The sequence below is a fragment of the Castellaniella defragrans genome (assembly GCF_014203015.1).
Taxonomy (GTDB): domain Bacteria; phylum Pseudomonadota; class Gammaproteobacteria; order Burkholderiales; family Burkholderiaceae_B; genus Castellaniella; species Castellaniella defragrans.
Window position 1 is genome coordinate 63,157 of record NZ_JACHIB010000005.1, and the last position, 22,997, is coordinate 86,153.

Below are 22,997 nucleotides of genomic sequence, written 5' to 3' on the forward strand. Positions count from 1 at the left end.
GTCAGCGGCCTTTCGCCGCGGCGCCGGCGCCGTGCGCGCGCAGCACGCTGATGTTGCCGTCGGCCTCGATGTAGGCCCGCCGCACCAGGGCCAGGCGGTCGATGCCCTGCAGCCGCAGTTCGCTCATCAGCTCTTCCTCGGTGATGGCCTCGCGGCGCAGGTTGCGGCGCATGAGGGTGCCGTCGCGCACCAGGCAGATGTGGTCGATGGCCAGCGCCCGCGACAGGGCGGGGATGCTGTAGACCGCGCGGTCGATGAGCACGGTCCAGCCGACGATGGTGGCGACCAGCAGCATGCCGTCGATCACGGAGACGTAGTCCCCCGCCATGCCGTTCTGCGCGGCGTCGGCGATCAGCACCAGCACCAGCATGTCGGCCACGCCCAGCGAGCCGATGTCGCGCCGCCCGGCGATCCGCAGCAGGACGAAGATGAACCAGTACATCAGGCTGCCCCGGATCACGGTTTCCAGCGGCGGGACCGAGAAGGCGAACATTTCCGACCAGTCGGGGCTTGTGAGCAGGTGCATGGCGCGTCCTTCGGGCGAACGGGGATGCCCGGGGCGGAGCAAGCGCCGTGCCCGCGCGGCCGGCATCGTTCCGGCCGGCGCCGTGGGCCGCGGCGGCTCAGGCGCCGCCCTTCACCCACAGCGCGTGATAGCGGGGGATGCGCGCGATGGCGTAGTTCGCCGCGAGGCTGCGCACTTCGTTGCGCGTGCCGGGAAAGCGGCAGGTCTCGACGAAGATCCGCGGGGTGGGGCTGCCCGCTTCGCCGCGCAGCAGCCAGGCGTAGCATTGCGTGCCGGCCGGCACGCCGGCGCCGCCGCCGTCGGCCACGCCGGTGTTGGCCACGATCACCCCGGCCCGCGCGCGCTCGGCGGCCCCCATCGCCATGGCGCGGGCCACGGCTGTGCTGGTCAGGTTGTGCCGCTGCAGCACCTCGGGCGCGACGCCCAGGCAATGGAGCTTGGCCTGCGGCGAATACACCACGAACGCGCACTCCAGCAATTGCCCGGCGCCCGGCACTTCCGCGAGCAGCGAGGCGATGAGGCCCGCCGTGCAGGACTCGGCGGTGGCCAGGGTCAGGCGCTGCAGGCCCATGTAGCGGGCGACGTCCTCGACCCGGCTCATGGGCGTTCTCCGCCGGGGACGGGCGCGCCGGCCAGGCGGGCTCCCGTGACCATCTCGGTGATCCAGTTCACCAGCAGCGCGGTGTAGGCCCGCTGCGCCTTCTTGTCGGTCAGGGCATGGTCGGCGCCGTCGACGATCCGGTGGGTCAGGGAATGGGCGCGGCGGAAGGCCGAGCGGTAGCTCATGATGGTGGAGTGGGGGATGAAGTCGTCGCGTTCCGATTCGACGATCAGCACGTCGCCCGGGAAGCTGGCGCAGGCGGTCAGCGCGCGGTTGCCCTCCGGGGCCACGTGGCTGCTGCGGTAGGTGCGCAGCACGTCGCGGTTGAGCTGGTCCTTGGGCATGAACCATTCATCGTCGCGGTACAGGGCCGGTACGTGCAGCCCCAGCCAGCGCACCTTGCGCAGGCCGGTCAGGATGGCGGCCAGGTAGGCGCCGTAGCTGCTGCCGACGACGGCGATCTCGCCGCTGTCGAGCGCCGGATGCGCAGCGAGGGTGTCGTAGGCCGCCATCACGTCGCGCAGATTGTCCTCGCGGGAGACCTGGGAGCGCCGCGTCTCGGTGGCGGCATGTCCGCGCAGGTCGAAGGTCAGGCAGATGCAGCCCAGGGCGGCGATGCCGCGCGCCCGATTCAGGTCGAAGTCCTGATGGCCGCCCCAGCCGTGGATGAAGAGTACGCCCGGCACCTTGCTGCGGGGCGTCAGGAACGTGCCCTCGATGGCGTCCTCGGCCACCTGGATCCGTACCGTGTCGCTTTGAGCCATGCATTCCTCCATTCCGGCGCCCGCGGCGCCCGGGCGCCGCCCGGGGAGGCGGCGGCGCGCCTGGGCGAGCAAGCGACATGCCCGGTTCTGCGCGGGTACGCGCGGGTCCGGGCGCGGGTTCAGGGGGTTCAGGGATTCGGGCGGGTTCGTGTCCGCGCGTCCGGGGGCGGCGGGCGGCTGCCGGTTGCCCGGGTACGCGGCTTGCTCCTGCCGCCGGCGTCTCACCACAGCAGGAACGCACAGGAACGTCATGATGCAGTCTCTCATCGATCGCGCCGCGCGCGAGGCCGGCCCGGCGCCGCATCCCCGGCTCGCGCCGCTGTATTCCTCCGCCTCGCGGCTGGCGCCCGCGCTGAACCGCTTGCGCATGGTCCTGCCGCAGGACCTGCACGAGCGCCTGACCGAGCGCATGCGGCGGCTCGACGGCGCGCACTGGAGCGCGCGCTTCTGGCGCGGCGATGCCAGCCTGTGGAGCGGCGGGGACGAGGCCGGATGGCTGGGCTGGACCGACCCGGCGCGGCTGGCGGCGGTGGCGCACCGCTCGCTAGGCCTGTGCGCGCGCCTGCGCAGCCGGGGGCGCACCGATGCCGTGCTGCTGGGCATGGGCGGCGCCAGCCTGGGCGCCCAGGTGCTGGCCAGCGTCCTCGCCCCGGCGCAGGGCGGGCTGCGCCTGCACGTCCTGGATTCGACCAATCCGGAGCAGGTGCGCTCGCTGCAGGCGCGGGTGCCGGTCGCGCATTGCCTGTACCTCGTCGCCAGCAAGTCCGGCGGGACGCTGGAGTCCACCTTGCTGGCGCAGCACTTCGAGGATCACGTGGCCCGGGTCGAAGGGCGGCAGCGGGTCGGACAGCGCTTCTGCGCCATCACCGATCCCGGCACCCCGCTGCACGCGCGCGCGGAGGCCGGCGGCTATGCCGCCGTGTTCCTCGGCGATCCGCGCATCGGCGGACGCTATTCGGTCCTGTCGCCTTTCGGCATGGTGCCGCTGGCGCTCATGGGCCACGATCCCATCGCCTTCCTGCGCGAAGCGGGCACCATGCGCGACTTCTGCGGCCCGCGCGCGCACGGCCACGCCAACGTCGGCCTGCGCCTGGGCGCCCTGCTGGGCGAGGCGGCCCTGATGGGGCGCGACAAGATCACGTTCTGGGCCGACGAGGAACTGGCGCCGCTGGCCGAGTGGCTGGAGCAGCTGCTGGCGGAGTCCACCGGCAAGCAGGGGCGGGGCCTGGTGCCGGTGTGCGGCGAGCCCCCCGGCCCGCCCTGCCGGTACGGCTCCGACCGCCTCTTCGTCGTGCTGCAGGGGCCGGGATCGCCGGCGCGGGGAGACGAGCGGACCCGCCTGGGCCGGGAACTGGCGCGCGCGGGCCATCCGGTGGTCCACGTGCGCATCGCAACGCCCTATGCGCTCGCGCAGGAGTTCTATCGCTGGCAGTACGCCACCGCGGTGGCCGGCCACGTGCTCGGCGTCAATCCCTTCGACCAGCCCGACGTCGAGGCCTCCAAGCAGCGCACCCGCGGCCTGCTGGCGCGGGGAGCGGAGCCTGCGGACCGGCCCGCCGGGCAGCGCTGGGGCAGTCTGCTGCTGGATGTGGGCGCAAGCGAAGCCGGTGCGGGTGGGGCTGGCGCGGACGATGTCCGTGCGAGCGAGCCCGCCGTGGGCGATGTGGGCGCGACCGATGGCGGTGCGACCGATGGCGGTGCGGGCGATGTCGGCACCCGTGATGCCGCCGCACGCGATGCCGGCGCGCGCGGCGCCGCGGACTCGCCGGCCGGTCCCGAGCAGGCGCTGGCGCGGTGGCTGCGCCGCGGCCCGGGCGGCTACCATGCCTTGCTGTTCTACCTGCCGCGCACCGCCGGGACGCAGGCGTGGCTGTCCCGCTGGCAGCAGAAGCTGCGCGATGCCGGCGGCGGGGCGGTGACGGCGGCCTTCGGCCCCCGCTACCTGCATTCCTGCGGCCAGCTCCACAAGGGCGGGCCGGCGTGCGGCGCCTATCTGTTCGTGCGCATGGCGGCGCGGGCCGACGGCACGGACGGCGCGTCCGAGCCGCTGGCCGCCTGCCACGCGGCGCAGGCCGAGGCGGATCTGCGCGAACTGCGGGCGCGCGGCCGGGCGTGCGTTTCCGTGCGGTTCGGCGCAAGCCTGGAACAGGGTCTGCAGGACCTCTCGCGCCTGCTGGAAGGCGCCCTCGCGCAGGCGGCCGGCCTGGGCGGCCCGGATGGTCCCGACCGGCCGGACCGGCCGGGAAGCACCGCGCGGGCGGCCCCGGCTTCCCTTCCCCGGGAAGCGCGCGGCCGCGCGGAGGCCGGCGCCCTCGCGTGAACCGTCGGCGGGACGTTCACCGGCCGGGAACGTCCACAGGCGGAAACGTTCACCGGCCGGAAACGTTCACAGGCCGGAAACGTTCACAGGCCGGCAAGGCACACGGATGTTCATAGGCCGGCCACACGCACGGATCACAGATCGAACTCGGCGACCAGCGGCACGTGGTCCGAGAGGCGCGCCCAGATGCGCGAGGCGCGCGCCCCCGGCGAGGAGCGGCGCACGCCGCGCACATAGATGCGGTCCAGGCGCAGCAGCGGCCAGAAGGCGGGGAAGCTGCGCGCCGGGCGGCCGAAATGCCGGGTATGGACTTCCTGCAGTCCACAGTCCGCCAGCAGGGCGTTGGCGCGCAGGCGCCAGTCGTTGAAATCCCCGGCCACCAGCAGCGGCTCCCCGGCCGGGATCTGACGGGTGACCAGTTCGCACAGGCGTTGCAGTTGCTGAAGCCGGTGGCTTTCGCGCAACCCCAGATGGACGCAGACGGCGTGCAGCGGCCGGGGCATCTGGGGCGGCTGCAGCACGCAATGCAGCAGGCCGCGCGGTTCGGGACCGGCGATGCTGATGTCGTGGTTGACGGCCGAGACGATCGGGTAGCGGGACAGGACCGCGTTGCCGTGATGGCCCGCGGGATAGACCGCGTTGCGTCCGTAGGCATATTCGGGCCACACGGTGTCCGCCAGGTACTCGTACTGCGACAGCGTGGGCCAGTCGGGCCGGCTGCTGGCATGGCCCGAGTGGGCGCCGATCACCTCCTGCAGGAAGACGATGTCGGGCGCGGCCTGGAGCAGCGCCGCGCGCAGGTCCTGCAGGATGAAGCGGCGGTTGAAGCTCGAAAATCCCTTGTGGGCGTTGACCGTGAGCAGCATCATGGGCGGCCCGTCGTTCCTCTCCCGGCGCCGGAGTGCGCCGCCGCGCCGCCGTTTTCGTCGTTCCCGCCGATTTCGCCGTTCCCGTCGTTTCCGCCGTTTTCGCTCGCTTTCATGGCTTTCCTCGATTCATGTTTCTCCTCGACGCATGGCTTTCCCCGATTCATGGCGCCCCCCGATGGCGGCGCGCCCACCGCGGGCCTTGCGCCTGGCGCCCCTGCGCAGCAAGTACTTTGCCCGGCCCGCGCGGCCGGCCCGGGCATGGGGCTTGCTTGAGCCTGGATGCAGCCAATACCGGCGCGTTACACAGGAGATCCACATGAAGAAAACCCTTGCCCTCAGCCTTTGCGCTGCCCTGCCGCTGGTGATGTCCGCGGCCTATGGCCAGACGTCCCCTTCGTCTCCGGCCTCCCCTTCGTCGCCCCCATCCACCACCGCCCCCGGCGGCTCCAGCGGGGCGAGCAGCAGTTCCGGCTCCGGCGCGGCCAGCGGCGGCACCGACAGCAGCAGCGGCAACACGTTCGGCACGACCGGCGGCACGTCCGGCACGCCTTCCGGCACCACCCGCAATGGCGGGAGCATGGACGCGGGCCCGGGCACCACGGGGCCGGCCGGCGCCGGCGCCTCGGGCGCCAATTCCCCCGCGGCGCAGGAGATCAGCGGCAAGAGCGTCAAGAGCGACATGATCGGCGAAACGGTCTACAACGAGAACGATGAAAAGGTCGGCAGCGTCAAGGACGTCGTCCTGGACAACGGCGGCAAGGTGACCGACGTGGTGATCGGCGCGGGCGGTTTCCTGGGCATGGGCGAGCACGACGTGGCGGTGCCCTTCAACAAGGTCATGCGCTCCGACGACAAGCTGATCCTGCAGGGCTACACCAAGGATCAGCTCAAGGCGCTGCCCCGCGCGAAGATCGTCCAGTAGGCCGGCAGGCCGGCAAACCCGGAAGGGGCGGGCGGCGCGCGGCGCCTCCGTTTCCTTCCGACCCGAGCAGGAGAACACCATGCAAGCAGCCCATCAGGACCCCCGCGGCAAACCGGTCTCGCCCGATTCGCCCCAGCGGCGGCAGCACGAGAAAAAGACGGTGGAGGAAAGGGAAGAAGCGCTCGACGACGCGCTCGACGACACCTTTCCGGCGAGCGACCCCGTCTCCACCACGCCCCAGCCCCCCGCCAAGCCGGGGAAATGAGGCGGGCGCCCGCGGGCGCCCGCCAGTCAATCCAGCAGGTCGCGCATGTCGTCGGCGTGTTCCTGCTCCTGGGCCAGGATGCGGGTCAGCAGCAGGGTGGTCGTGGGATCGACGTCGCCGATCTTCTCGATCATCTGGCGGTAGGATTCCACCGCGACCCGTTCGGCGACCAGGTTGGCGCGGATCATGTCGCGGATGTCCAGGGATTCGTCGTATTCCGCGTGGCTGCGCTGCGCCAGCGTGGCCGGATCGAAGTCCGGCGTGCCGTTCAGCTGCACGATGCGCTCGGCGATCTGGTCGGCGTGCTCCTGCTCTTCGCGCGCATGTTCCAGGAATTCGGCCTTGATGGACATGTTGGCCAGGCCGGTGGCCGTGTGGTAGTGGCGCTTGTAGCGCAGCACGCACAGCAGTTCGGTGGCCAGGGCGCTGTCGAGCAGCGCCAGGATTTCCTCGCGGTGGCCGGCGTAATCGGACGTGACCGCCCCTTCCTCCAGGTTGCGCGCCACCGCGCGGATGGCGGCGACGTCGATGGGGGTTTCCAGCGCGTTCGGGCGACAGGGCGGCGCCTGCCTGATTTCATCGTTCATAGGGTTCCTCCGGTAAGTCGTGTCCGCCGGCACCGCAACTGGCGTGCCTGGCCCGGAGCTCCACGGCGAGGTAGCCGGGCAGGGCGACGCACAGCGGCACCCATTGATAGAGGACGCGGTACATCAGGACCGCGCCCAGCACTTCGTGGGCGCCCAGCTGTCCGCTGAGGGCATCGACGAACACCACTTCGGTGACGCCCAGGCCGCCTGGAACGTGGGCCACCAGGGCGGCGACGCTGCTGAGCAGCGTGATGCCCAGCACGTCCGGATAGGAGACCTGCCGCTCCAGCAGCAGGTAGAGGATCAGGGCCACGATGTTCCAGGACACCACGGCCAGGCCGCTCTGGGCGAGCGCCATCCAGACCGAGGGGAACGCCAGGGGATGCCCCCGGAACGTCCAGCGGCGCCGCGCGGCGGTGGCGCAGAGGAACATGTAGGCGCAGGCCACCAGCAGCAGGACCGCGCCGGCGGCCCGGGTGGCTTCGGGGCGGATGCCCCATGCGGCGAGCGTGCGCGGCACCGCGCCGAAGAAGAAGATCCCGCCCATCCAGCAGTAGCCCAGCCAGTTGGTCACCGAGCCGAACAGCACCACGCCGGCGGTGGCCGCGTGGCGCAGGCCCAGCGTCCGGTACAGCCGCAGGCGCACGCCCACGCTGCCCAGCAGCACCCCGAAGTTCACGTTGAAGGCGTAGCTGGCCGCCGCGATGGCGAGCGTCTTCCAGATCGTCTGCGCGTGGTTGAGGAAGCGCCGCGCCAGGTAGTCGATGCCGGAATAGGCCGCATAGCCCGAGAGCGCCAGCGCGCCGGCCGCCCACAGGGTCGGACCGGATATGCCGCGCGCGGCCAGGAAGACTTCGTGCCAGTCGATCCCGCGCCCCAGCTTGACCAGCAGCACGACCACGACGATGCTGACGGCCAGCGTCAGGATGCGCGCGATGCGGGGCCACCAGGCCAGCAGGCGCCGCCAGAGGGAGGCGACCGGGGGCGTCATGGATCGGTCCGGCCGTCGGTGCCGCCGGCGTCCGGGCCGGGGTGTGGCGTGCGATGTGGCGCAGGGCCCGGCGTGGCGCCCGGTGCAGGATCGGGCACGGGGTCAGGCGCGGGATCAGGCACGGGGTCAGGCGCGGGATCAGGCACGGGATCAGGCGCGGCCACCGACTCCAGCCGCGGCCGGTGGGCGGGCAGGCTGCCGGACCAGGCGGGAAAGCGCCGCAGCACGTGGAACACCACCACCGCCGTCCACAGGCGGCGCAGTCCGCCGTGCGGCCGCCGGACGATCGCGGCCGGCTGGCAGTCCTGCGCCAGCAGGGTCTCCAGCGCCTCGCGCAGCGTCGCCGTGAATTCGGCATCCTGGACGAAGACGTTGGCCTCCAGGTTCAGGGCCAGGCTGAAGGGATCGAGATTGCTGGAGCCGACGGTGGACCAGGCCTCGTCCGCGCAGGCCACCTTGCCGTGCAGGGGGCGCTTGCAGTATTCGTAGATGTCCACGCCGGCGTCGTTCAGGTACTGGTACAGCAGGCGCGCCGCCCAGCGGGCGATCCGCATGTCCGGCTGTCCCTGCAGGATGAGCCGGACCCGCACGCCGCGGCGCGCCGCCCGCACGATGTCGCGCAGCAGGCGGTAGCCCGGGAAGAAGTACGCGTTGGCGATGATGATGTCGCTGCGCGCCAGGCGGATGCCGGCGCGGTAGGTCCGCTCGATGTCGTTGCGATGGCGGCCGTTGTCGCGCACCACCAGGCGCGCGTTGGCGCCCTCCGCGACGCCGTGCCGGTCCGGGAGCGCGTGCGCCGGCCTGCGCCGGCCGGTCCTGCCCGGCTCGCGCAGGGCATTGCGGGCGAATTCCCGGATGTCGGCCGCCAGCGGCCCGCGGACCTCCAGGGCGTAGTCCTGCTTGGCCAGCGGGCCGTGGCTCGACAGGTGGTCGGCGGAAAAATTGATGCCGCCGATCAGGGCGACCCGGCCGTCGGCCACGAGGATCTTCCGGTGCATGCGGCGGAAGATGTTGGTGCGCACGCCCAGCAGGCGGGGCCGCGGGTCGAAGATGTGGAAGCGCACGCCTTCCTCGGTGAGCCCCGCGATGAATTCCGGCGACAGGCCCTCGGAGCCGTAGCCGTCGACCGTCACGTCCACGGAGACGCCGCGGCGCGCCGCCGCCATCAGCGCCTGCCGCAGCTCCCGTCCCACCGGATCGTCGAACAGGATGAACGTCTCCAGCAGGATCTCCGAGCGCGCTTCCTCGATCACCCGCCATGCGCGCGGGAAATACTGCTCCCCGTTGACGAGCAGGGTGAGGGCGTTGCGGCCGTCGGCCGGACCGTCAGCCGTCATGGGCGCAGATTCCGGCGTATTTGACCATCGGGCCTTCCCGCTCGTCCTCGCCGCGGTAGACCAGCTGCGCGGACAGCGGGGGCGCCTCGGCCTCGCCGTACCGTTCGAGGGTGTAGGCGCGCACCGTGCGCAGCGCCGGATCCCGCTGGAAGGCCTCCAGGGCGCAGATCTCCGCCATGCTGGCCCCGCCCGCGCGCCAGGACTGCTCCAGCACGCCGACGCGCACCGCCCCCGAGCCGTCGAGGCCGCGCGCGACGTCGTAGTTGCGCCGGGAGGCGATCAGCCCGGGATAGCAGTCGGCGGCCGCCTGGTCGTAGGCCGCCGCCAGCGCCACGGCCCGGTGCTCGTCTTCCTCCAGGCCGCCGGCCAGCAGCGCGGCCAGCGTGCCGCGCACGAAACGCAGATCCGAGCCGCCGTAGGCGGGCTCGCCCGCGTGGTCCCGCGTCAGGGTCTGCTCGCCCACGTAGCTGGCGACCAGGGGCCCCACGCGCACCTGGCCGACGCTGTAGGTGCGGATGTCGGCCAGGTTTTCCTCCAGGACCACGCCGTGCCGGACCAGATCGGCGCCGCTGCATTCCAGCAGCGCGGCCTGCGCCGCGGCCTCGCTCTCCAGCACGCGCTGGCCCCGGCCGCCCTTGCCCTGGGCGGGCTTGAGGCGCACGGGGCCCGTCTCCAGCAGGAGACGGGCGGCGCGGACGGCTTCCGCCCGGGAAAATGCCGTGTAGCCGCGCAGGACCGCGTCCCGCACCCGCGCACCGAAATGGAGCGACCATCCCTGCGGCCGCAGGGCGTGCGCGTCGACCAGGGCATGGGTGATCGCCTTGCTGGCCACGAACCCGTACGGCACCCGCCCGCCGAAGAAATCCTGCTCGCCCCGGATGCCGGCCAGCCTGGAGTCGCTCTGGCATTCGCGTTCGGTGAGGGTCTCCGCCGGCACGCAGTAGGGCTGGACCGCGTGCGGCAGCCGCTGGAATTCGGCCTCCGTCAGGAACGGACAGTCGAGCAGCCGGGCGATGCGGCGCGCCAGTTCGTCCTGGGACGCCGTTTCGTGCGCCGAAGCGTCCGGGCGGCGGGGATGCGCGAGCACGATGCGCGCGGCGTCCGGCGCGTCCCGCCGCGGGATGGCTTCACTGCCCATGTCGTTCTCCGAAACGCGATGAGCCCGGCAAAAGCAAGCGCCATGCCCGCGCGCAGGGGTGCGCACCGGGCTGCCGGGAGGCGCCGGGCACGCGAATTGCTCCTTCGCGGTATCGACGACAAGGGAGGGCTCCCGTGATCCTGAACATTCTGGCGGTCTCCGCCGAGGCATTTCCCCTGGCCAAGACGGGCGGACTGGGCGACGCCGTGAGCGGCCTGTGCCGGGCCCTGCATCGCCCCGGCCACACCCACGTCACCCTGATGCTGCCGGCCTATCCCGCCGCGCTGGAGCAGGCCGGGCCGCTGCACGAATGCGCCCGGCTGGAGGGCCTGGCGGGCGGGACGGCCACGCTGCTGGCCGGGACCGTGCCCTCGCTCGGCCTGCCGGTGCTGCTGCTGCGCAACGACGCGCTGTACCGCCGCGACGGCCTGTACGCGGATGCCGAAGGCAACGAATATCCCGACAACGCGGTGCGCTTCGCGGCGCTGGCGCAGGCGGCCGCCCGGGTGGCGTGGGGCATTCCCGGCGTGCAGCGGCCGGACATCGTGCATGCCCATGACTGGCACGCCGCGCTGGTGCCGCTGTATCTGCGGCAGATGCGGGCGGACGAGCCCAAGACCCTGCTGACGCTGCACAACATCGCCTTCCAGGGCGTCTTCCCCCTGGACCTCGCGCCGGCCCTGGGAATCCGGCAGAGTTTCTGCACCAGCGACTGCGCCGAATTCTGGGGACGGCTCAATTTCCTGAAGGCCGGCATCCGCCATGCGGACCTGATCAGCGTCGTCAGCCGCACCTATGCCCGCGAGATCCTGACGCCCGCGTTCGGCTGCGGGCTGGAAGGCGTGCTGGCCGACCGCGCCGGCGACTCCATCTCCATCCCCAACGGAATCGACGTGTCGGTCTGGAATCCGCAGGCCGACGAGTACCTGCCGGGCCTGGGCTTCAGCATCGGCCGGATGGAGAACAAGGCGGTCTGCAAGCGCCGGCTGCAGGAGCGCTTCGGCCTGACGCCGGATCCCGCCGCCGCCGTCATGGCGCTGGGCAGCCGCGTCACCCGGCAGAAGATGGCCGACGTGGCGGCGCAGGCGCTGCCCGGCGCGCTGGAGGCCCACCCGGAGCTGCAGGTATGCATCCTCGGGCGGGGCGAAAAGCCCCTGGAGGCGGCGCTGCAGGATCTCGGCCGGCGCTATCCCGGGCGCTGCGCCGTGCACGTCGGCTTCCAGGAGCCCGAGGCGCATCTGCTGCACGCGGGCGCCGACATCCTGCTGCACGGCAGCCGCTTCGAGCCCTTCGGCCTCACGCCGCTGTATGCCATGCGCTATGGCACCATCCCCATCGGCTCGCGCGTGGGCGGCATGGCCGACACGATCCGGGACCCGGGCGCCCCCCGGGGCCTGGAATCGATGCGCCAGGCGACCGGCGTATTGTTCGACGGCGATTCCGCCGCCGACATGGCGGCGGCCATCGACCGGGCCCTGGCGCTCCGGCGCCATCCGGACATCTGGCAGGCCATGCAGCGCAACGCCATGCGCACCGATTTCAGCTGGTCGCGGGCGGCGCCGCTGTACCTGCGCGCGTATCGCGCCCTGTGCCCCCGGCGGCCGGCCGGCGTGCCGGCGGCCCGCGTCCCGGCCGTGGGTCCCAAGGAGGAAAGCCGTGGCCGGCGCGCCGGCCTGCTGGGGTATGCCGATCCCGCCTGGACCCGGCCCTGATCGGCGGGCCGCGGGCGAGGGCGGACGGGACGGACGGCGCCGCCCCGGAAGCCGCGGGACGGGGAGCGTGGAGGAGGCGTGGAACGTGCGTCCCGGGGCCGCGGGCCCCGGCCTCCGTGCCGGGCCTCGGGCATGGCGCTTGCCTGTCGGGGGCTCCCTGGACCACTTTCAGCGAAGGAGCCTCCGATGGCGAAATGCGATACCTGCGGCAATGAATACGACAAGGCCTTCACCCTGACCCGCGAAGGCAGGACCTACACCTTCGACAGCTTTGAATGCGCGATCGCCGGCGCCGCGCCGCACTGCGACCACTGCGACACGCCGGTCATCGGCCACGGCGTGGAAAAGGACGGACAGATCTTCTGCTGCGCGCGCTGCGCCGAGCAGGAGCGGGTCACCGGCCTGCGCGACCGCGCCGGGTAGGACGCGGGAGCAAGGCCGCGGGCCGGTCCGCCGGTCCGCGCGGCCCCGCTACACGGCGTTCTGCAGCGCGTCGGTGAGCGGCTGGGAGATGGACGCGGGACGCTGGCCGATCTCCAGATGCCGCAGGCCGTGCCGCTCCAGCAGCGCGGCGTCGTAGAGCTGCCGGCAATCGAAGACGGTGGCGAGATTCAGCTTTTCCGCCACCTGGGCGAAGTCCGCCTCGCGGAATTCCTCCCACTCCGTCATCACGACCAGCACGTCCGCATCCTCGCAGGCGAGATAGGGGTCGGGGCACAGCTCGAACATGGAATCCGGGATCAGCGCCTCGGCGGACCGTCCCGCCACGGGATCGTAGGCGCGCACCCGCGCGCCGGCCTCCAGCAGGCTGCGCGCCAGCGCGAGGCTGGGTGCCTCCCGCAGATCGTCGGTGCCGGCCTTGAAGGCCAGCCCCCACAGGGCGACGCAGCGGCCCTTGAAATCGTAGGCCAGGCAGGCCAGCAGCGTGTCGAGCAGGCGCTCGCACTGGCCGGTGTTGACCGTCTCCACGCTGTGCAGCATGTAGGCGGGCTCGCCGTGATCCTGCGCCATGGCGATCAGCGCGCGCAGGTCCTTGGGCAGGCAGGAGCCGCCGTAGCCGGCCCCCGGCCGCAGGTAGTGCGGTCCGATGCGCGGGTCGGTCTTCAGCACCTTGCAGACGGCATGCATGTCCACGCCGAGCGGCCCGGCGATGCAGGCCAGCTCGTTGACCATCGAGATCCGGGCCGCCAGGGCGGCGTTGCAGGCGTACTTGGCGTATTCCGCGCTGCGCACGTCCATGGTCAGGGTGCGGCTGCCGTCCGGGTCGAAGGGCGCGTACAGCCTGCGCAGCAGGCGGCAGGCGGCCGGATCGTCGCAGCCGATGACGATCCGGCCCGGATGCAGAAAGTCTTCCACGGCGCGTCCCTCGGCCAGGAATTCTGGATTCGAGGCGACGGTGAAGCGGGGCCGCGGGACGACGGCCGACTGCGCTTCCAGCGACTCCGTCTCCAGGAGGGTGCGGATCCGCTCGCAGGTCCCCACCGGCACCGTGGATTTCACCACCACCAGCGTGCCATGGGTCAGGGTCCGGGCCAGCAGCGCCGCGCAGTCCAGCAGGTCGGTCAGGGCCGCGCGGCCGTCCGGTCCCGTCGGCGTGCCCACCGCGAGGAAGATCGCCTCGGCCCGCTCCAGGCTCAGGTCGGGCTCCAGGGTCGATTGGAACGCCAGCCTGCCGCTCGCGCGGCCGGCCGCGATGAGCGCTTCCAGGCCCGGTTCGTGAAAGGGCACCCTGCCTTGCCGCAGCATCTCGATCTTGCGCAGGTCCTTGTCCAGGCAGGTCACGTCGATTCCCGCCTGGGCGAAGCACGCGCCCGTGACCAGTCCGACATAGCCGGTTCCGATTATTGCAATGTTCATCAGGCCTCCCGCTGGGTGAATGAGGGCGGCGCCGTCGCGGCGTCCCAGGGCGGGAAGCAATCCGCGTGCCCGGACGGTGCCGCGGCAACGCCCCGGAAGCGGGCGACGGAGGCGCGGCAGCGCGGCGGAATGGCGGCGCGGCGGCCCGGCGGAGAAGCAGACCGGAGCAGCGGCGCGGCACGGAAATTGCTGTGCCCCGCCGTACGCCCATGTCGCCGGGCGCGGTCGGCCGCCAGGCCCCCGCGCCCAGGCCATGGCACCGCAATCACCGGAGAACACTCATGCAAAGAATTGCGATCGTGAGCGAGCATGCATCGCCGCTGGCGCCGGCGGGCGGCGTGGACAGCGGGGGTCAGAACATCTACGTGGCCAACGTCGCCCGCCAGCTGGCGGCCCGCGGCTGCCGCGTGGACGTCTACACCCGGCTGGACAGCCCGTCCCAGCCGCCGGTCATCGACTGGGGCGAGAACGTCCGCGTCATCCACGTGCCCGCGGGTCCCGCCCGCTACCTGCCCAAGGAGGAGCTGCTGCCGCTGATGGGAGCGTTCGGCCGCTTCCTGGAGGACTGCTTCGAGGTGGCCGAAGAGCCCTACGATCTCATTCACGCCAATTTCTTCATGTCGGCCATGGCGTCCATGCCCGTCGCGCGCCGGTTCGGCATCCCGCTGGCCGTGACGTTCCACGCGCTCGGGCGGGTGCGTCGCCGCCACCAGGCGCGGGCGGACCGGTTTCCCGACAGCCGCTTCGCCATCGAGGAGGAAATCGTGCGCCGCGCCGACTGCCTCATCGCCGAATGCCCGCAGGACCGGCGCGACCTCATCGAACTGTACGGCGCGGACCCCGCGCGGATCAGCATGGTGCCCTGCGGCTTCGACGGCGAGGAGATGGCGCCCATGGACCGGCGCGAGGCGCGCCGGCTGGTCGGCTGGCCGGACGACGCCTTCTACCTGCTGCAGCTGGGCCGCATGGTGCCGCGCAAGGGAATCGACAACGTCATCCGGGCGCTGGCCCGGCTGCGCTTCCGCCATCACGTCGATGCGCGCCTGTGCGTCGTCGGCGGAAACATCGCCCGGCCGACGGACCAGGACGTGCCCGAACTGCTGCGGCTGCGGGAGATCGCGCGCGAGGAGGGCGTGCCGGACCGCGTGGAGTTCACCGGCCGGCGCGGCCGCACCCAGCTGCGGCGCTACTACTGCGCGGCCGACGTGTTCGTCTCCACGCCCTGGTACGAGCCCTTCGGCATCACGCCCGTCGAGGCCATGGCCTGCGCCACGCCGGTGGTGGGCGCGGACACCGGCGGGATCCGCTACAGCGTGGCCGACGGCGAGACCGGCTTCCTGGTGCCGCCCCGGGACCCGGACCGCCTGGCCGAGAAGCTGGCCGTCCTGGCCCGCGATCCGGAACTGGCCCGCCGCATGGGGCAGGCGGGCGTGCGCCGCGCCAACCGGCTGTTCACCTGGCGCGAGGTGGGCGAGGAGCTGGCCGAGGTCTTCGAGGTGCTGATCCGGCGGCGTCCGCGGCTCTCGGGTCCGCGCGTGCCGCTGTCCTACGACCTGCCCCTGGCGCGCGCCGCGCGGGAAGCGGCCGAAACCACCAAGGATTGAGCGGCGATGAACGTGGACCATCTGGACAGGCGCGGTGCCGGTGCGGCGTCCGGGCGGCCGCAGGGCGCGGGCGGGACCGCGCGCCCGCCGGTGCGCGGCCCGGCCGTGTTCCTCGACAAGGACGGCACGGTGCTGCAGGACGTGCCGTACAACGCCGATCCCGGGCGCATGCGGTTCGAGCCGGGGGCGCGGGCGGGGCTGGCCCGGCTGGCCCGGCTCGGGATGCCGCTGATCGTCATCAGCAACCAGCCCGGGATCGGGCTGGGGAAGATCGCGCCGCAGGACCTGGTGGCGGTGCGCAACCGGCTCTCCGACATGTTCCGCGAGGCGGGCGCCGCGCTGGCGGGCTTCTACTACTGTCCGCACCATCCGCGCGCGACCGTGGCCCGCTACGCCTGCCTGTGCGCCTGCCGCAAGCCGGCGCCGGGGCTGCTGCGGCTCGCCGCCGCGTGCCATGACGTGGACCTGCGCCAGTCCTGGTTCGTCGGCGACATCCTGGACGACGTGGAGGCGGGCCGGCGGGCCGGATGCCGCACCATCCTGCTGGACAACGGCCACGAGACCGAGTGGCTGGCCGGCGCCTGGCGCATTCCCGAGCGCATCGAGCCCGACCTGGACGCGGCCAGCCGCTGGATCAGCGTCCAGTGCCCGCGCACCGGATCCGGAGGCACGGCATGAGCGCGCGGCGCCGGGAGGGCGCCCCGGGCGCGCGGTCCGATGCGGCACGCCCCGCCGATCCCTGGCGCGACGCGCGCGCCATTCTCTGCGTGCGCCTGGACAATCTGGGCGACGTGCTGATGACCACCCCGGCCCTGCGGGCGCTGCGCCGCTCGGCGCGGGGCCGGCGCATCACGCTGCTGGCCTCGCGCGCGGGCGCCGCGCTGGCGCCCTACGTGCCGGAAGTCGATGAAGTCGTGGCCTACGATGCGCCGTGGGTCAAGAACGCCGCCGACGATCCCGCCGGGGACCGGCGCATGATCGAGGCGCTGCGGCAGCGGAACTTTGATGCGGCGGTCATCTTCACCGTCTACAGCCAGAGCCCGCTGCCGGCGGCGATGATGTGCCGCCTGGCGGGCATCCCGCGGGTGCTGGCGCATGCGCACGAGAACCCGTACCGGCTGCTGAGCCACTGGGTGCGGGATCCCGAGCCCGGCCAGTACGTGCGCCACGAAGTCCAGCGCCAGCTGGACCTGGTGGCGACGGTCGGCGCGGCGTGCACGGACACGCGCCTGTCCTTCGCCACCCAGGACGCCGACCGGCGCTCGCTGGGCGCGATCCTGGCGGCGTACGGACTGGGCGGCGGCCAGGGCTGGATCGTGGCGCATTGCGGCGCCAGCGCGCCCTCGCGGCGCTACAACCCGGCCTTGTACGCCCGCGCCATTTCCCTGCTGCACGGCTGCGGCCTGAAGATCCTGCTGACGGGCGGCCCCGGCGAGCGCGCCCTGACCGCCGGCATCCTGGCGCAATGCACGGTGCGCTCGCACGTCATCGACCTGGCCGGGCGGCTCACCCTGGGCGAGCTGGCGTGCCTGATCGAGGATGCCCGCCTGCTGATCTCCAACAACACCGGACCGGCCCACATCGCCGCCGCCGTGGGGACGCCGCTGGTCGATCTGTATGCCCTGACCAATCCCCAGCACCAGCCGTGGCAGGTGCCCCACCGGCTGCTGTATCACGACGTGCCCTGCAGGAACTGCTACAGCAGCGTCTGCCGCGAGGGCACCCATGCCTGCCTGGAGGGCGTCGATCCGCGCAGGGTCGTGGCCGCCGCCCATGAACTGCTCGCGTGGCGGGCCGGCGTATCGCCCCGGCCGCTGGTCGCCTGAGCGCAACGAGGAGGATCCATGTCCGCAGCAACCCCGCACTCCACGCTCCCGGACGTATCGGTCGTGGTGCCGACCTACCGGCGCCCCGGCATGCTGGCGCGGTGCCTCGCCGCGCTGCTCGCCCAGACGCTGCCGGGCGGGCGCTACGAGATCATCGTCTGTGACGACGCGCCGGATCCGGCCGTGCGCGCCCTGCTGGAGCAGCTCGCGCCGGAAGGCGCCGGCCGGCCGGCGCTGCGCTACCTGCCGGTGACCGCCACCCAGGGGCCGGCGGGGGCGCGCAATCGGGGCTGGCGCGCGGCGCGCGCGCCGGTCGTCGCCTTCACCGACGACGACACCGTGCCGGATGCGCGCTGGCTGGAGGCGGGCCTGGCCGCCATGACGCCGGACGTCGATGCCGTGACGGGGCGCGTCGTCATGCCCGTGCCCGATCCGCCCACGGACTACGAACGGGACGCCGGGCGGCTGGCGCAGGCCGAGTTCGTCACCGCCAACTGCTTCGTGCGGCGCACAGTGCTGGAGCGGCTGGGCGGCTTCGACGAGCGCTACAGCCAGGCCTGGCGGGAGGACTCCGACCTGCATTTTTCCCTGCTGGAGGGCGGTTGCCGCATCGAGCGGGCGCCGGACGCCGTGGTGGTGCATCCGCTGCGGCCCGTGCGCTTCGCCGCGGGCCTGTCCATGCAGCGCAAGGTCATGTTCGATGCGCTGCTGTACCGCAAGCACCGCCTGCACTACCGCCAGCGCATCCGCCGGCGGCCGCCCTGGTTCTATCTGCTGGTCACCGCCGTGGCGCTGGCCGCCCCGGTCTGCCTGCTGGCGGGCTGGTTCGCCGCCGCCGCGGCGGCGGCCGCGGCGTGGCTGGCGCTGACGCTGGGCTTTTTCCTGCGCCGCCTGCGGGGCACGGCGCTGAGCGTGCGCAACGTCGCCGACCTGGCGCTGACCTCCGCGCTGATCCCGCTGCTGTCCATTTTCTGGCGGCTGGTGGGCGCATGGCGCTTCGGCCGGGTGGCGCCATGAGCGATCCCGTTGGCGCCATGAGCGATCCCGCGACCTTCTGGGCCGCCGGGCCGAGCCGCATCGCGGTCTTCCGGGCCTTGAACCTGGGCGACTTCCTCTGCGCCGTGCCAGCCCTGCGCATGCTGCGCCGCGCCGCGCCCGCCGCCCGCATCACCTTCATCGGCCTGGCGAGCGTGCGCTCCTGCCTGCCGCGCTTTCGCCGCTACATCGACGAGTTCGTCGAATTTCCCGGCGACCCGGCGTTTCCGGAGCAGCCCCCGCGCCTGGACGAACTGCCCGGCTTCTATCGCGCCATGCGGGAGCGGCGCTTCGATCTGGCGCTGCAGCTGCATGGCAGCGGCGCCCGCTCCAACGCCATCGTCCAGGCGCTGGGCGCCCGCCGGTGGGCGGGTTTCGTGCCGGACCGGTCCGCGCAGGCGCCCTGGGCGATGGCGTGGCCCGACACGCGGCCGGAAATCGTCCGCTACCTGCTGCTGCTGCGCCACCTGGGCGTGCCCGGTCCCGACGACCCCGGCATGGAGTTCCCGCTGGAGACCGCCGACCACGAACGGGCCGACGAACTGGCGCGGCGCCTGCGCATGGACCTGCGGCGCATGGTCTTCATGCATCCGGGCGCGCGGCTCGCGTCCCGCCGCTGGCTGCCGGAGCGCTACGCGGCGGTCGGCCGGCGCCTGGCGCGGGAAGGCTGGCGGATCGGCGTCACGGGCAGCGCGGGGGAGCGCGCGCTGACGTCTTCCCTGGCCGCGTCGATCGGCGCGGCGGCGCTCGACCTGGGCGGCCGCACGGACCTGGGCACGCTGGCCAGCCTGCTGCAGCGCGGCCGCCTGCTGATCTGCAACGACACGGGCGTCTCGCACGTCGCGGCGGCGGTGCGCGCGCCCAGCGTGGTGATCGCCTCCGGCAGCGACGTGGCCCGCTGGGCTCCCCTGGATACGCGCCTGCATCCCGTCCTGCATGCGGACGTGCCGTGCCGGCCCTGCGCCCACGATCACTGTCCCGTGCCCGGCCATCCCTGCGCCGCGCGGGTCGGCGCCGAGGAGGTCCTGCGCCTGGCGCGCGGCCTGCTGGCCGGGGGAGAGCGGCCATGAGCCGCAAGGAAGGCGCGCCCGGCGGGTCGCCGGACGGCGGGCGGGAGCGCGGCGGCGGCCGCCGCCTGCGCATCCTGACGTGGCACGTGCACGGCAATTATCTCCATGCCCTCACCCAGCTGCCGCACGACTTCGTCATTCCCGTGCTGCCCGGCGACCCGCCGGGCTACGCGACGCCCGGGCCGCGCATTCCGTGGGGCCCCAACGTGCATCCCGTGCCGGCCCGGGAGGTGTGCCGCGAGGCGCTGGACTGCGTCATCTACCAGTCGCGCGCCGCCTTCGAGCGCGACCGCCTGCTGCTGCTCACGCCCGAGCAGCGGGCGCTGCCCTGCGCGTACATCGAACACAATCCGCCCGAGCCGCATCCGACCGGCACGGTGCACTGGTTCCGCCACGAACGGGGCGTGCTGGTGCACGTGACGCCGCACAACGCGCTGATGTGGGATTGCGCGGACGTGCGCACGCAGGTCATCGAACACGGCCTCGTGGCGCCGCCGCGGCCGCTCTACACGGGCGAGCGGCCGCGCGGCATCGTGGTCGTCAATCACCTGGGACGGCGCGGCCGGCGGGTGGGGGCCGACCTCTACCAATGGGCCGCGCGGCAGGTGCCGCTGGACCTCATCGGCATGGGCTCCGAGGAACTGGTGGGCGGGCAGGGCGAGGTCCCCAACATGGAGGTGGCGGCGTACATGGCGGAATACCGCTTCTTCTTCAGCCCCATCCGCTACGCCAGCCTGGGGCTGTCGCTCGTCGAGGCGATGATGGCCGGCCTGCCGATCGTCGGCGTCGCCGCCACCGAGCTGCCCTGCGTGATCGCCAACGGCGTCAACGGCTGGGTGGACAGCCGGCCGCAGCGCCTGGTCGCCTGCATGCGGCAGCTGATCGACGAGCCCGCACTGGCGCGGCGCTGGGGGCAGGCCGCCCGCGAGACCGCCCTGCGGCGCTTCTCCATCGAGCGCTACATCGGCGACTGGAACGAACTGCTGGCCGGCCTGGTCGGCGGACAGGAGCAGGAATAAGGCCATGGAAGGACAGGACAAGAACTTTCGGTCCATGCTGCGCGCCCCGGTGCTGGTGGCGGGCGGGGCCGGCTTTCTGGGGGCGCATCTGTGCCGGCGCCTCCTGGACATGGGATGCGTGGTGATCTGCCTCGACAATCTGGACACGGGTTCGCGCGACGCGGTCGAGGCGCTGCGGGCGTATCCGCGGTTTTCCTGGATCCATCACGACGTCGTCGATCCCATTCCCATCGACGGGCCGCTGAGCCGGATCTACAACCTGGCCTGCCCGGCCTCGCCGCGGCATTATCAGGCCGATCCGCCGCATACCCTGCTGACCTGCGTGGACGGCGCGCGCAATCTGCTGGAACTCGCCCGCCGCACCGGCGCCCGCATCCTCCAGGCCTCGACCAGCGAGGTCTACGGCGATCCGCTGGAGCATCCGCAGCACGAGTCCTACCGCGGCAACGTGAACATCGTCGGCCTGCGCTCGTGCTACGACGAGGGCAAGCGCTGCGCCGAGACGCTGTTCTCCGACTACGGCGCGCGCTACGGCGTGCGCACCAAGATCGCCCGCATCTTCAACACCTACGGCCCGGGCATGGCGCTGGACGACGGCCGGCTGGTCTCCAACCTCATCGTCCAGGCCCTGAAGGGCTATGCCATGACCCTCTATGGCGACGGCAGCCAGACGCGGTCCCTGTGCTACGTGGACGACCTGATCGAGGGCCTGATCCGCCTGATGGAAAGCCCGCCGTCCTTCCGCGGGCCCGTGAACCTGGGCAATCCCAGCGAGATCACGGTGCTGGACGTGGCCGGCGCCATCCGCGCCCTGACCGGGACGTCCGCGCCGCTGGTGCGCCTGTCCCTGCCGCCCGACGATCCCAGGCGGCGCTGCCCCGACATCGTGCTCGCGCAGCGCCACCTGGGCTGGCGGCCCGCCACCGGCCTGCAGGACGGCCTGCGCAGGACGATCGCCGATTTCGCCCTGCGGGTCGAGGTCGAGGTCCCCTGAGCCGCCCCCCGGGCGGGCGCGGCGCGGCGATCAGGCGCGCATCGTCTTGAGCGCCGTCGCCCAGCGCAGCAGTTCGTCCAGCAGCGCGGTGGCCGAGGCGTCGATCAGCTCGTTGGAGGCGAATTCGCCGTTTTCCTGGAGGTGCTTGGACACCATGGGAATGGCGACGCCTTCCATCATGGGCATCATCTTCAGGGTGGTGACCTGCGGCTTGGCCGACTGGGTGGCGCGCAGGCCGCCCGAAACCCCGCCGTAGCCGACGAAGCCGCAGGGCTTGTAGTTCCATTCCTTGTAGACGTAGTCCAGCGCGTTCACCAGGGAAGGCGGCGCGCTGTAGTTGTATTCGGGCGTGACGAAGACGTAGGCGTCGGCGCGGGCCACGCTGGCGCTCCAGCGCTTGGTGTGGTCGTGCGCGTATTGCTGCATGCGGGGATGCACCGGCTCGTCGTAGAGCGGCAGATTGAAATCGGCCAGGTCCACCAGTTCGGTGTCGAACTGGCCGTGGCTGCGGGCGAATTCGTGGAACCAGCGCGCGACGGCGGGGCCCACGCGGCCCGGACGGGTGCTGCAGATGATGACTTGGAGCTTGAGCGGCATCGAATGTTTCCTTGCTTGGGAGTGGGCCGTCCGCGCGCCGGAGGGGGTCCGGGCGGCGCGGACGGATGCTAGCCCGCGCCCTCGGGGAGCGGGATGAATTCGCGGTCGTCGCCCACCGGCAGCTTCATGCGCTGGGCGCGCCAGTCCTCGCGGGCCTGTTCGATCCGTTCCCGCGAGGAGGAGACGAAATTCCAGTGGATGAACCGTTCGCCCACCGGCTCGCCGCCCAGCAGCATCACGGTGGCCGGGCCACGCGCCTGGATCTGCGCGGCGCGCCCCGGCGCCAGGACCTGCATCCGGCCTTCGGCCAGCGGGTGGCCGTCGAGCTCGACGGCGCCCCGGGCGACGTAGACCGCCCGCTCGGCATGCTCCGTGCCCAGGGCGCGGCGCGCGCCGTCGGCCATGTCCCAGTGCAGGTAGAACAGCGGCGAATGCGTCCGGACGCGGGCGGCGGCGCCGTCGATGGCGCCGGCGATCAGGCGGCCGGCGACGCCGTCCTCGTGGAATTCGGGCAGCTCGCCCGCACCCTGGTGGTGATGGAATTCGGGCGCGGTTTCCTCGTGCTCGCGCGGCAGGGCGACCCAGGCCTGGATGCCGTGCAGGGTGGCGCCGTGGGCGCGGGCGTATTCCAGCCGTTCGCTGTGGGTGATGCCGCTGCCGGCGGTCATCCAGTTGACCTCGCCGGGGCGGATTTCCTGCTGCGAGCCCAGGCTGTCGCGGTGGGTGATGGCGCCGTTGTACAGGTAGGTGACGGTGGAGAGGCCGATGTGCGGGTGCGGCCGGACGTCCAGTTCGCGCGGCGCGCCGCGCGCCACCTCCAGCGGGCCCAGGTGGTCGAAGAAGATGAAGGGGCCGACCATGCGGCGCTTGCGGTGGGGCAGCACGCGGCCGACGACGAAACCTCCGCCCAGGTCGTGCATGCGGCGGTCGATCAGCAGGGTGGCGTCCATGGCGTTCCTCGCG

23 protein-coding genes are annotated in these 22,997 nt (G+C 72.5%); 12 read left to right on the forward strand and 11 right to left on the reverse strand.

Annotated elements, in window-relative coordinates:
- Position 1: 1 nt before the first annotated feature.
- From HNR28_RS05230 to HNR28_RS05240, 3 genes are all read right to left on the reverse strand, one after another.
- On the reverse strand, positions 2-526 hold the full coding sequence (locus HNR28_RS05230; RefSeq protein ID WP_151024377.1) for a DUF421 domain-containing protein: 525 nt from the start codon (positions 524-526) through the stop codon (positions 2-4).
- Between the two features lie 97 nt (positions 527-623).
- The gene (locus HNR28_RS05235; RefSeq protein ID WP_043683761.1) at positions 624-1,127 is read right to left on the reverse strand and encodes a CinA family protein; all 504 of its coding nucleotides are present in this window, start codon (positions 1,125-1,127) and stop codon (positions 624-626) included.
- Positions 1,124-1,891, reverse strand: a complete 768-nt coding sequence (locus HNR28_RS05240; protein ID WP_151024378.1) for an alpha/beta hydrolase family protein — start codon at positions 1,889-1,891, stop codon at positions 1,124-1,126. The genes HNR28_RS05235 and HNR28_RS05240 overlap by 4 nt, the downstream gene beginning before the upstream one ends.
- Positions 1,892-2,141: 250 nt before the next feature.
- Here HNR28_RS05240 and HNR28_RS05245 point away from each other — a divergent pair, with 250 nt between their 5' ends.
- Positions 2,142-4,211 carry a hypothetical protein gene (locus HNR28_RS05245; protein WP_170288443.1) on the forward strand — a complete coding sequence of 690 codons (2,070 nt, stop codon included), beginning with the start codon at positions 2,142-2,144 and terminating at the stop codon, positions 4,209-4,211.
- A 134-nt stretch (positions 4,212-4,345) separates the two neighbouring features.
- Here HNR28_RS05245 and HNR28_RS05250 read toward each other — a convergent pair whose 3' ends face one another.
- The gene (locus tag HNR28_RS05250; RefSeq protein WP_151024380.1) at positions 4,346-5,080 is read right to left on the reverse strand and encodes an endonuclease/exonuclease/phosphatase family protein; all 735 of its coding nucleotides are present in this window, start codon (positions 5,078-5,080) and stop codon (positions 4,346-4,348) included.
- Between the two features lie 316 nt (positions 5,081-5,396).
- On the opposite strand from HNR28_RS05250, the gene HNR28_RS05255 reads away from it, so the two are divergent.
- Together HNR28_RS05255 and HNR28_RS05260 are read left to right on the forward strand one after the other, a co-directional pair.
- Positions 5,397-6,002: a PRC-barrel domain-containing protein gene (locus HNR28_RS05255; RefSeq protein ID WP_148304964.1), complete on the forward strand. Its 606-nt coding sequence runs from the start codon at positions 5,397-5,399 to the stop codon at positions 6,000-6,002.
- A 79-nt stretch (positions 6,003-6,081) separates the two neighbouring features.
- Positions 6,082-6,267 (forward strand): hypothetical protein, encoded by a 186-nt coding sequence (locus tag HNR28_RS05260; RefSeq protein ID WP_043683750.1) that lies wholly within the window; start codon positions 6,082-6,084, stop codon positions 6,265-6,267.
- Positions 6,268-6,293: 26 nt separating this feature from the next.
- Here HNR28_RS05260 and HNR28_RS05265 read toward each other — a convergent pair whose 3' ends face one another.
- The 4 genes from HNR28_RS05265 to HNR28_RS05280 are packed head-to-tail and all read right to left on the reverse strand — an operon-like array spanning position 6,294 to position 10,320.
- Positions 6,294-6,854, reverse strand: coding sequence for a ferritin-like domain-containing protein (locus tag HNR28_RS05265; protein WP_151024381.1), 561 nt, complete (start codon positions 6,852-6,854; stop codon positions 6,294-6,296).
- A complete protein-coding gene (locus tag HNR28_RS05270; RefSeq protein ID WP_151024382.1) occupies positions 6,844-7,845 on the reverse strand; it encodes a putative bifunctional lysylphosphatidylglycerol flippase/synthetase in 1,002 nt (333 codons plus the stop codon). Before HNR28_RS05270 ends, HNR28_RS05265 begins: the two co-directional genes overlap by 11 nt.
- On the reverse strand, positions 7,842-9,182 hold the full coding sequence (clsB, locus tag HNR28_RS05275) for a cardiolipin synthase ClsB (RefSeq protein ID WP_151024383.1): 1,341 nt from the start codon (positions 9,180-9,182) through the stop codon (positions 7,842-7,844). Before clsB ends, HNR28_RS05270 begins: the two co-directional genes overlap by 4 nt.
- Positions 9,172-10,320 carry a DUF3182 family protein gene (locus HNR28_RS05280; protein WP_170288444.1) on the reverse strand — a complete coding sequence of 383 codons (1,149 nt, stop codon included), beginning with the start codon at positions 10,318-10,320 and terminating at the stop codon, positions 9,172-9,174. The genes clsB and HNR28_RS05280 overlap by 11 nt, the downstream gene beginning before the upstream one ends.
- A gap of 134 nt (positions 10,321-10,454) precedes the next feature.
- On the opposite strand from HNR28_RS05280, the gene glgA reads away from it, so the two are divergent.
- Positions 10,455-12,032, forward strand: coding sequence for a glycogen synthase GlgA (gene glgA, locus HNR28_RS05285; protein WP_151024385.1), 1,578 nt, complete (start codon positions 10,455-10,457; stop codon positions 12,030-12,032).
- Positions 12,033-12,218: 186 nt separating this feature from the next.
- Positions 12,219-12,455: a hypothetical protein gene (locus tag HNR28_RS05290; RefSeq protein WP_043683747.1), complete on the forward strand. Its 237-nt coding sequence runs from the start codon at positions 12,219-12,221 to the stop codon at positions 12,453-12,455.
- 48 nt (positions 12,456-12,503) lie between these two features.
- Here HNR28_RS05290 and HNR28_RS05295 read toward each other — a convergent pair whose 3' ends face one another.
- Positions 12,504-13,889, reverse strand: a complete 1,386-nt coding sequence (locus HNR28_RS05295; RefSeq protein WP_043683745.1) for a UDP-glucose dehydrogenase family protein — start codon at positions 13,887-13,889, stop codon at positions 12,504-12,506.
- 281 nt (positions 13,890-14,170) lie between these two features.
- On the opposite strand from HNR28_RS05295, the gene HNR28_RS05300 reads away from it, so the two are divergent.
- The 7 genes from HNR28_RS05300 to HNR28_RS05330 are packed head-to-tail and all read left to right on the forward strand — an operon-like array spanning position 14,171 to position 21,437.
- Complete coding sequence (locus HNR28_RS05300; protein ID WP_151024387.1) at positions 14,171-15,493, forward strand: glycosyltransferase family 4 protein; 1,323 nt, start codon at positions 14,171-14,173, stop codon at positions 15,491-15,493.
- Between the two features lie 6 nt (positions 15,494-15,499).
- Positions 15,500-16,171, forward strand: a complete 672-nt coding sequence (locus HNR28_RS05305) for a D-glycero-alpha-D-manno-heptose-1,7-bisphosphate 7-phosphatase (RefSeq protein WP_084330681.1) — start codon at positions 15,500-15,502, stop codon at positions 16,169-16,171.
- Positions 16,168-17,319 carry a glycosyltransferase family 9 protein gene (locus HNR28_RS05310; protein ID WP_151024388.1) on the forward strand — a complete coding sequence of 384 codons (1,152 nt, stop codon included), beginning with the start codon at positions 16,168-16,170 and terminating at the stop codon, positions 17,317-17,319. Before HNR28_RS05305 ends, HNR28_RS05310 begins: the two co-directional genes overlap by 4 nt.
- A gap of 18 nt (positions 17,320-17,337) precedes the next feature.
- Complete coding sequence (locus HNR28_RS05315; protein WP_184142561.1) at positions 17,338-18,336, forward strand: glycosyltransferase family 2 protein; 999 nt, start codon at positions 17,338-17,340, stop codon at positions 18,334-18,336.
- Complete coding sequence (locus tag HNR28_RS05320; RefSeq protein WP_244978186.1) at positions 18,333-19,424, forward strand: glycosyltransferase family 9 protein; 1,092 nt, start codon at positions 18,333-18,335, stop codon at positions 19,422-19,424. The genes HNR28_RS05315 and HNR28_RS05320 overlap by 4 nt, the downstream gene beginning before the upstream one ends.
- Positions 19,421-20,443, forward strand: a complete 1,023-nt coding sequence (locus HNR28_RS05325; protein WP_151024389.1) for a glycosyltransferase family 4 protein — start codon at positions 19,421-19,423, stop codon at positions 20,441-20,443. The genes HNR28_RS05320 and HNR28_RS05325 overlap by 4 nt, the downstream gene beginning before the upstream one ends.
- 4 nt (positions 20,444-20,447) lie before the next feature.
- Complete coding sequence (locus HNR28_RS05330) at positions 20,448-21,437, forward strand: UDP-glucuronic acid decarboxylase family protein (RefSeq protein ID WP_052355843.1); 990 nt, start codon at positions 20,448-20,450, stop codon at positions 21,435-21,437.
- Positions 21,438-21,467: 30 nt separating this feature from the next.
- Here the strand turns inward: HNR28_RS05330 and HNR28_RS05335 are convergent, their stop codons facing one another.
- Both HNR28_RS05335 and HNR28_RS05340 read right to left on the reverse strand, forming a co-directional pair.
- Entirely contained in the window at positions 21,468-22,034 is a 567-nt protein-coding gene (locus HNR28_RS05335) for an NADPH-dependent FMN reductase (protein WP_151024390.1), read from the reverse strand.
- 68 nt (positions 22,035-22,102) lie between these two features.
- Complete coding sequence (locus HNR28_RS05340; protein ID WP_151024391.1) at positions 22,103-22,984, reverse strand: pirin family protein; 882 nt, start codon at positions 22,982-22,984, stop codon at positions 22,103-22,105.
- Positions 22,985-22,997 lie beyond the last annotated feature (13 nt).

Excerpts from the sequence above, each read along its gene's own strand:
- HNR28_RS05320 (WP_244978186.1), top strand. The coding sequence starts at position 18,333 with ATGAGCGATCCCGTTGGCGCCATGAGCGATCCCGCGACCTTCTGGGCC.
- HNR28_RS05330 (WP_052355843.1), top strand. The coding sequence starts at position 20,448 with ATGGAAGGACAGGACAAGAACTTTCGGTCCATGCTGCGCGCCCCGGTG.
- HNR28_RS05255 (WP_148304964.1), top strand. The coding sequence starts at position 5,397 with ATGAAGAAAACCCTTGCCCTCAGCCTTTGCGCTGCCCTGCCGCTGGTG.
- HNR28_RS05325 (WP_151024389.1), top strand. The coding sequence starts at position 19,421 with ATGAGCCGCAAGGAAGGCGCGCCCGGCGGGTCGCCGGACGGCGGGCGG.
- HNR28_RS05310 (WP_151024388.1), top strand. The coding sequence starts at position 16,168 with ATGAGCGCGCGGCGCCGGGAGGGCGCCCCGGGCGCGCGGTCCGATGCG.
- HNR28_RS05265 (WP_151024381.1), bottom strand. The coding sequence starts at position 6,854 with ATGAACGATGAAATCAGGCAGGCGCCGCCCTGTCGCCCGAACGCGCTG.
- HNR28_RS05290 (WP_043683747.1), top strand. The coding sequence starts at position 12,219 with ATGGCGAAATGCGATACCTGCGGCAATGAATACGACAAGGCCTTCACC.
- HNR28_RS05300 (WP_151024387.1), top strand. The coding sequence starts at position 14,171 with ATGCAAAGAATTGCGATCGTGAGCGAGCATGCATCGCCGCTGGCGCCG.
- HNR28_RS05295 (WP_043683745.1), bottom strand. The coding sequence starts at position 13,889 with ATGAACATTGCAATAATCGGAACCGGCTATGTCGGACTGGTCACGGGC.
- HNR28_RS05305 (WP_084330681.1), top strand. The coding sequence starts at position 15,500 with ATGAACGTGGACCATCTGGACAGGCGCGGTGCCGGTGCGGCGTCCGGG.
- HNR28_RS05235 (WP_043683761.1), bottom strand. The coding sequence starts at position 1,127 with ATGAGCCGGGTCGAGGACGTCGCCCGCTACATGGGCCTGCAGCGCCTG.
- HNR28_RS05260 (WP_043683750.1), top strand. The coding sequence starts at position 6,082 with ATGCAAGCAGCCCATCAGGACCCCCGCGGCAAACCGGTCTCGCCCGAT.
- HNR28_RS05230 (WP_151024377.1), bottom strand. The coding sequence starts at position 526 with ATGCACCTGCTCACAAGCCCCGACTGGTCGGAAATGTTCGCCTTCTCG.
- HNR28_RS05240 (WP_151024378.1), bottom strand. The coding sequence starts at position 1,891 with ATGGCTCAAAGCGACACGGTACGGATCCAGGTGGCCGAGGACGCCATC.
- HNR28_RS05335 (WP_151024390.1), bottom strand. The coding sequence starts at position 22,034 with ATGCCGCTCAAGCTCCAAGTCATCATCTGCAGCACCCGTCCGGGCCGC.
- HNR28_RS05340 (WP_151024391.1), bottom strand. The coding sequence starts at position 22,984 with ATGGACGCCACCCTGCTGATCGACCGCCGCATGCACGACCTGGGCGGA.
- HNR28_RS05270 (WP_151024382.1), bottom strand. The coding sequence starts at position 7,845 with ATGACGCCCCCGGTCGCCTCCCTCTGGCGGCGCCTGCTGGCCTGGTGG.
- HNR28_RS05280 (WP_170288444.1), bottom strand. The coding sequence starts at position 10,320 with ATGGGCAGTGAAGCCATCCCGCGGCGGGACGCGCCGGACGCCGCGCGC.
- HNR28_RS05245 (WP_170288443.1), top strand. The coding sequence starts at position 2,142 with ATGATGCAGTCTCTCATCGATCGCGCCGCGCGCGAGGCCGGCCCGGCG.
- clsB (WP_151024383.1), bottom strand. The coding sequence starts at position 9,182 with ATGACGGCTGACGGTCCGGCCGACGGCCGCAACGCCCTCACCCTGCTC.
- HNR28_RS05315 (WP_184142561.1), top strand. The coding sequence starts at position 17,338 with ATGTCCGCAGCAACCCCGCACTCCACGCTCCCGGACGTATCGGTCGTG.
- HNR28_RS05250 (WP_151024380.1), bottom strand. The coding sequence starts at position 5,080 with ATGATGCTGCTCACGGTCAACGCCCACAAGGGATTTTCGAGCTTCAAC.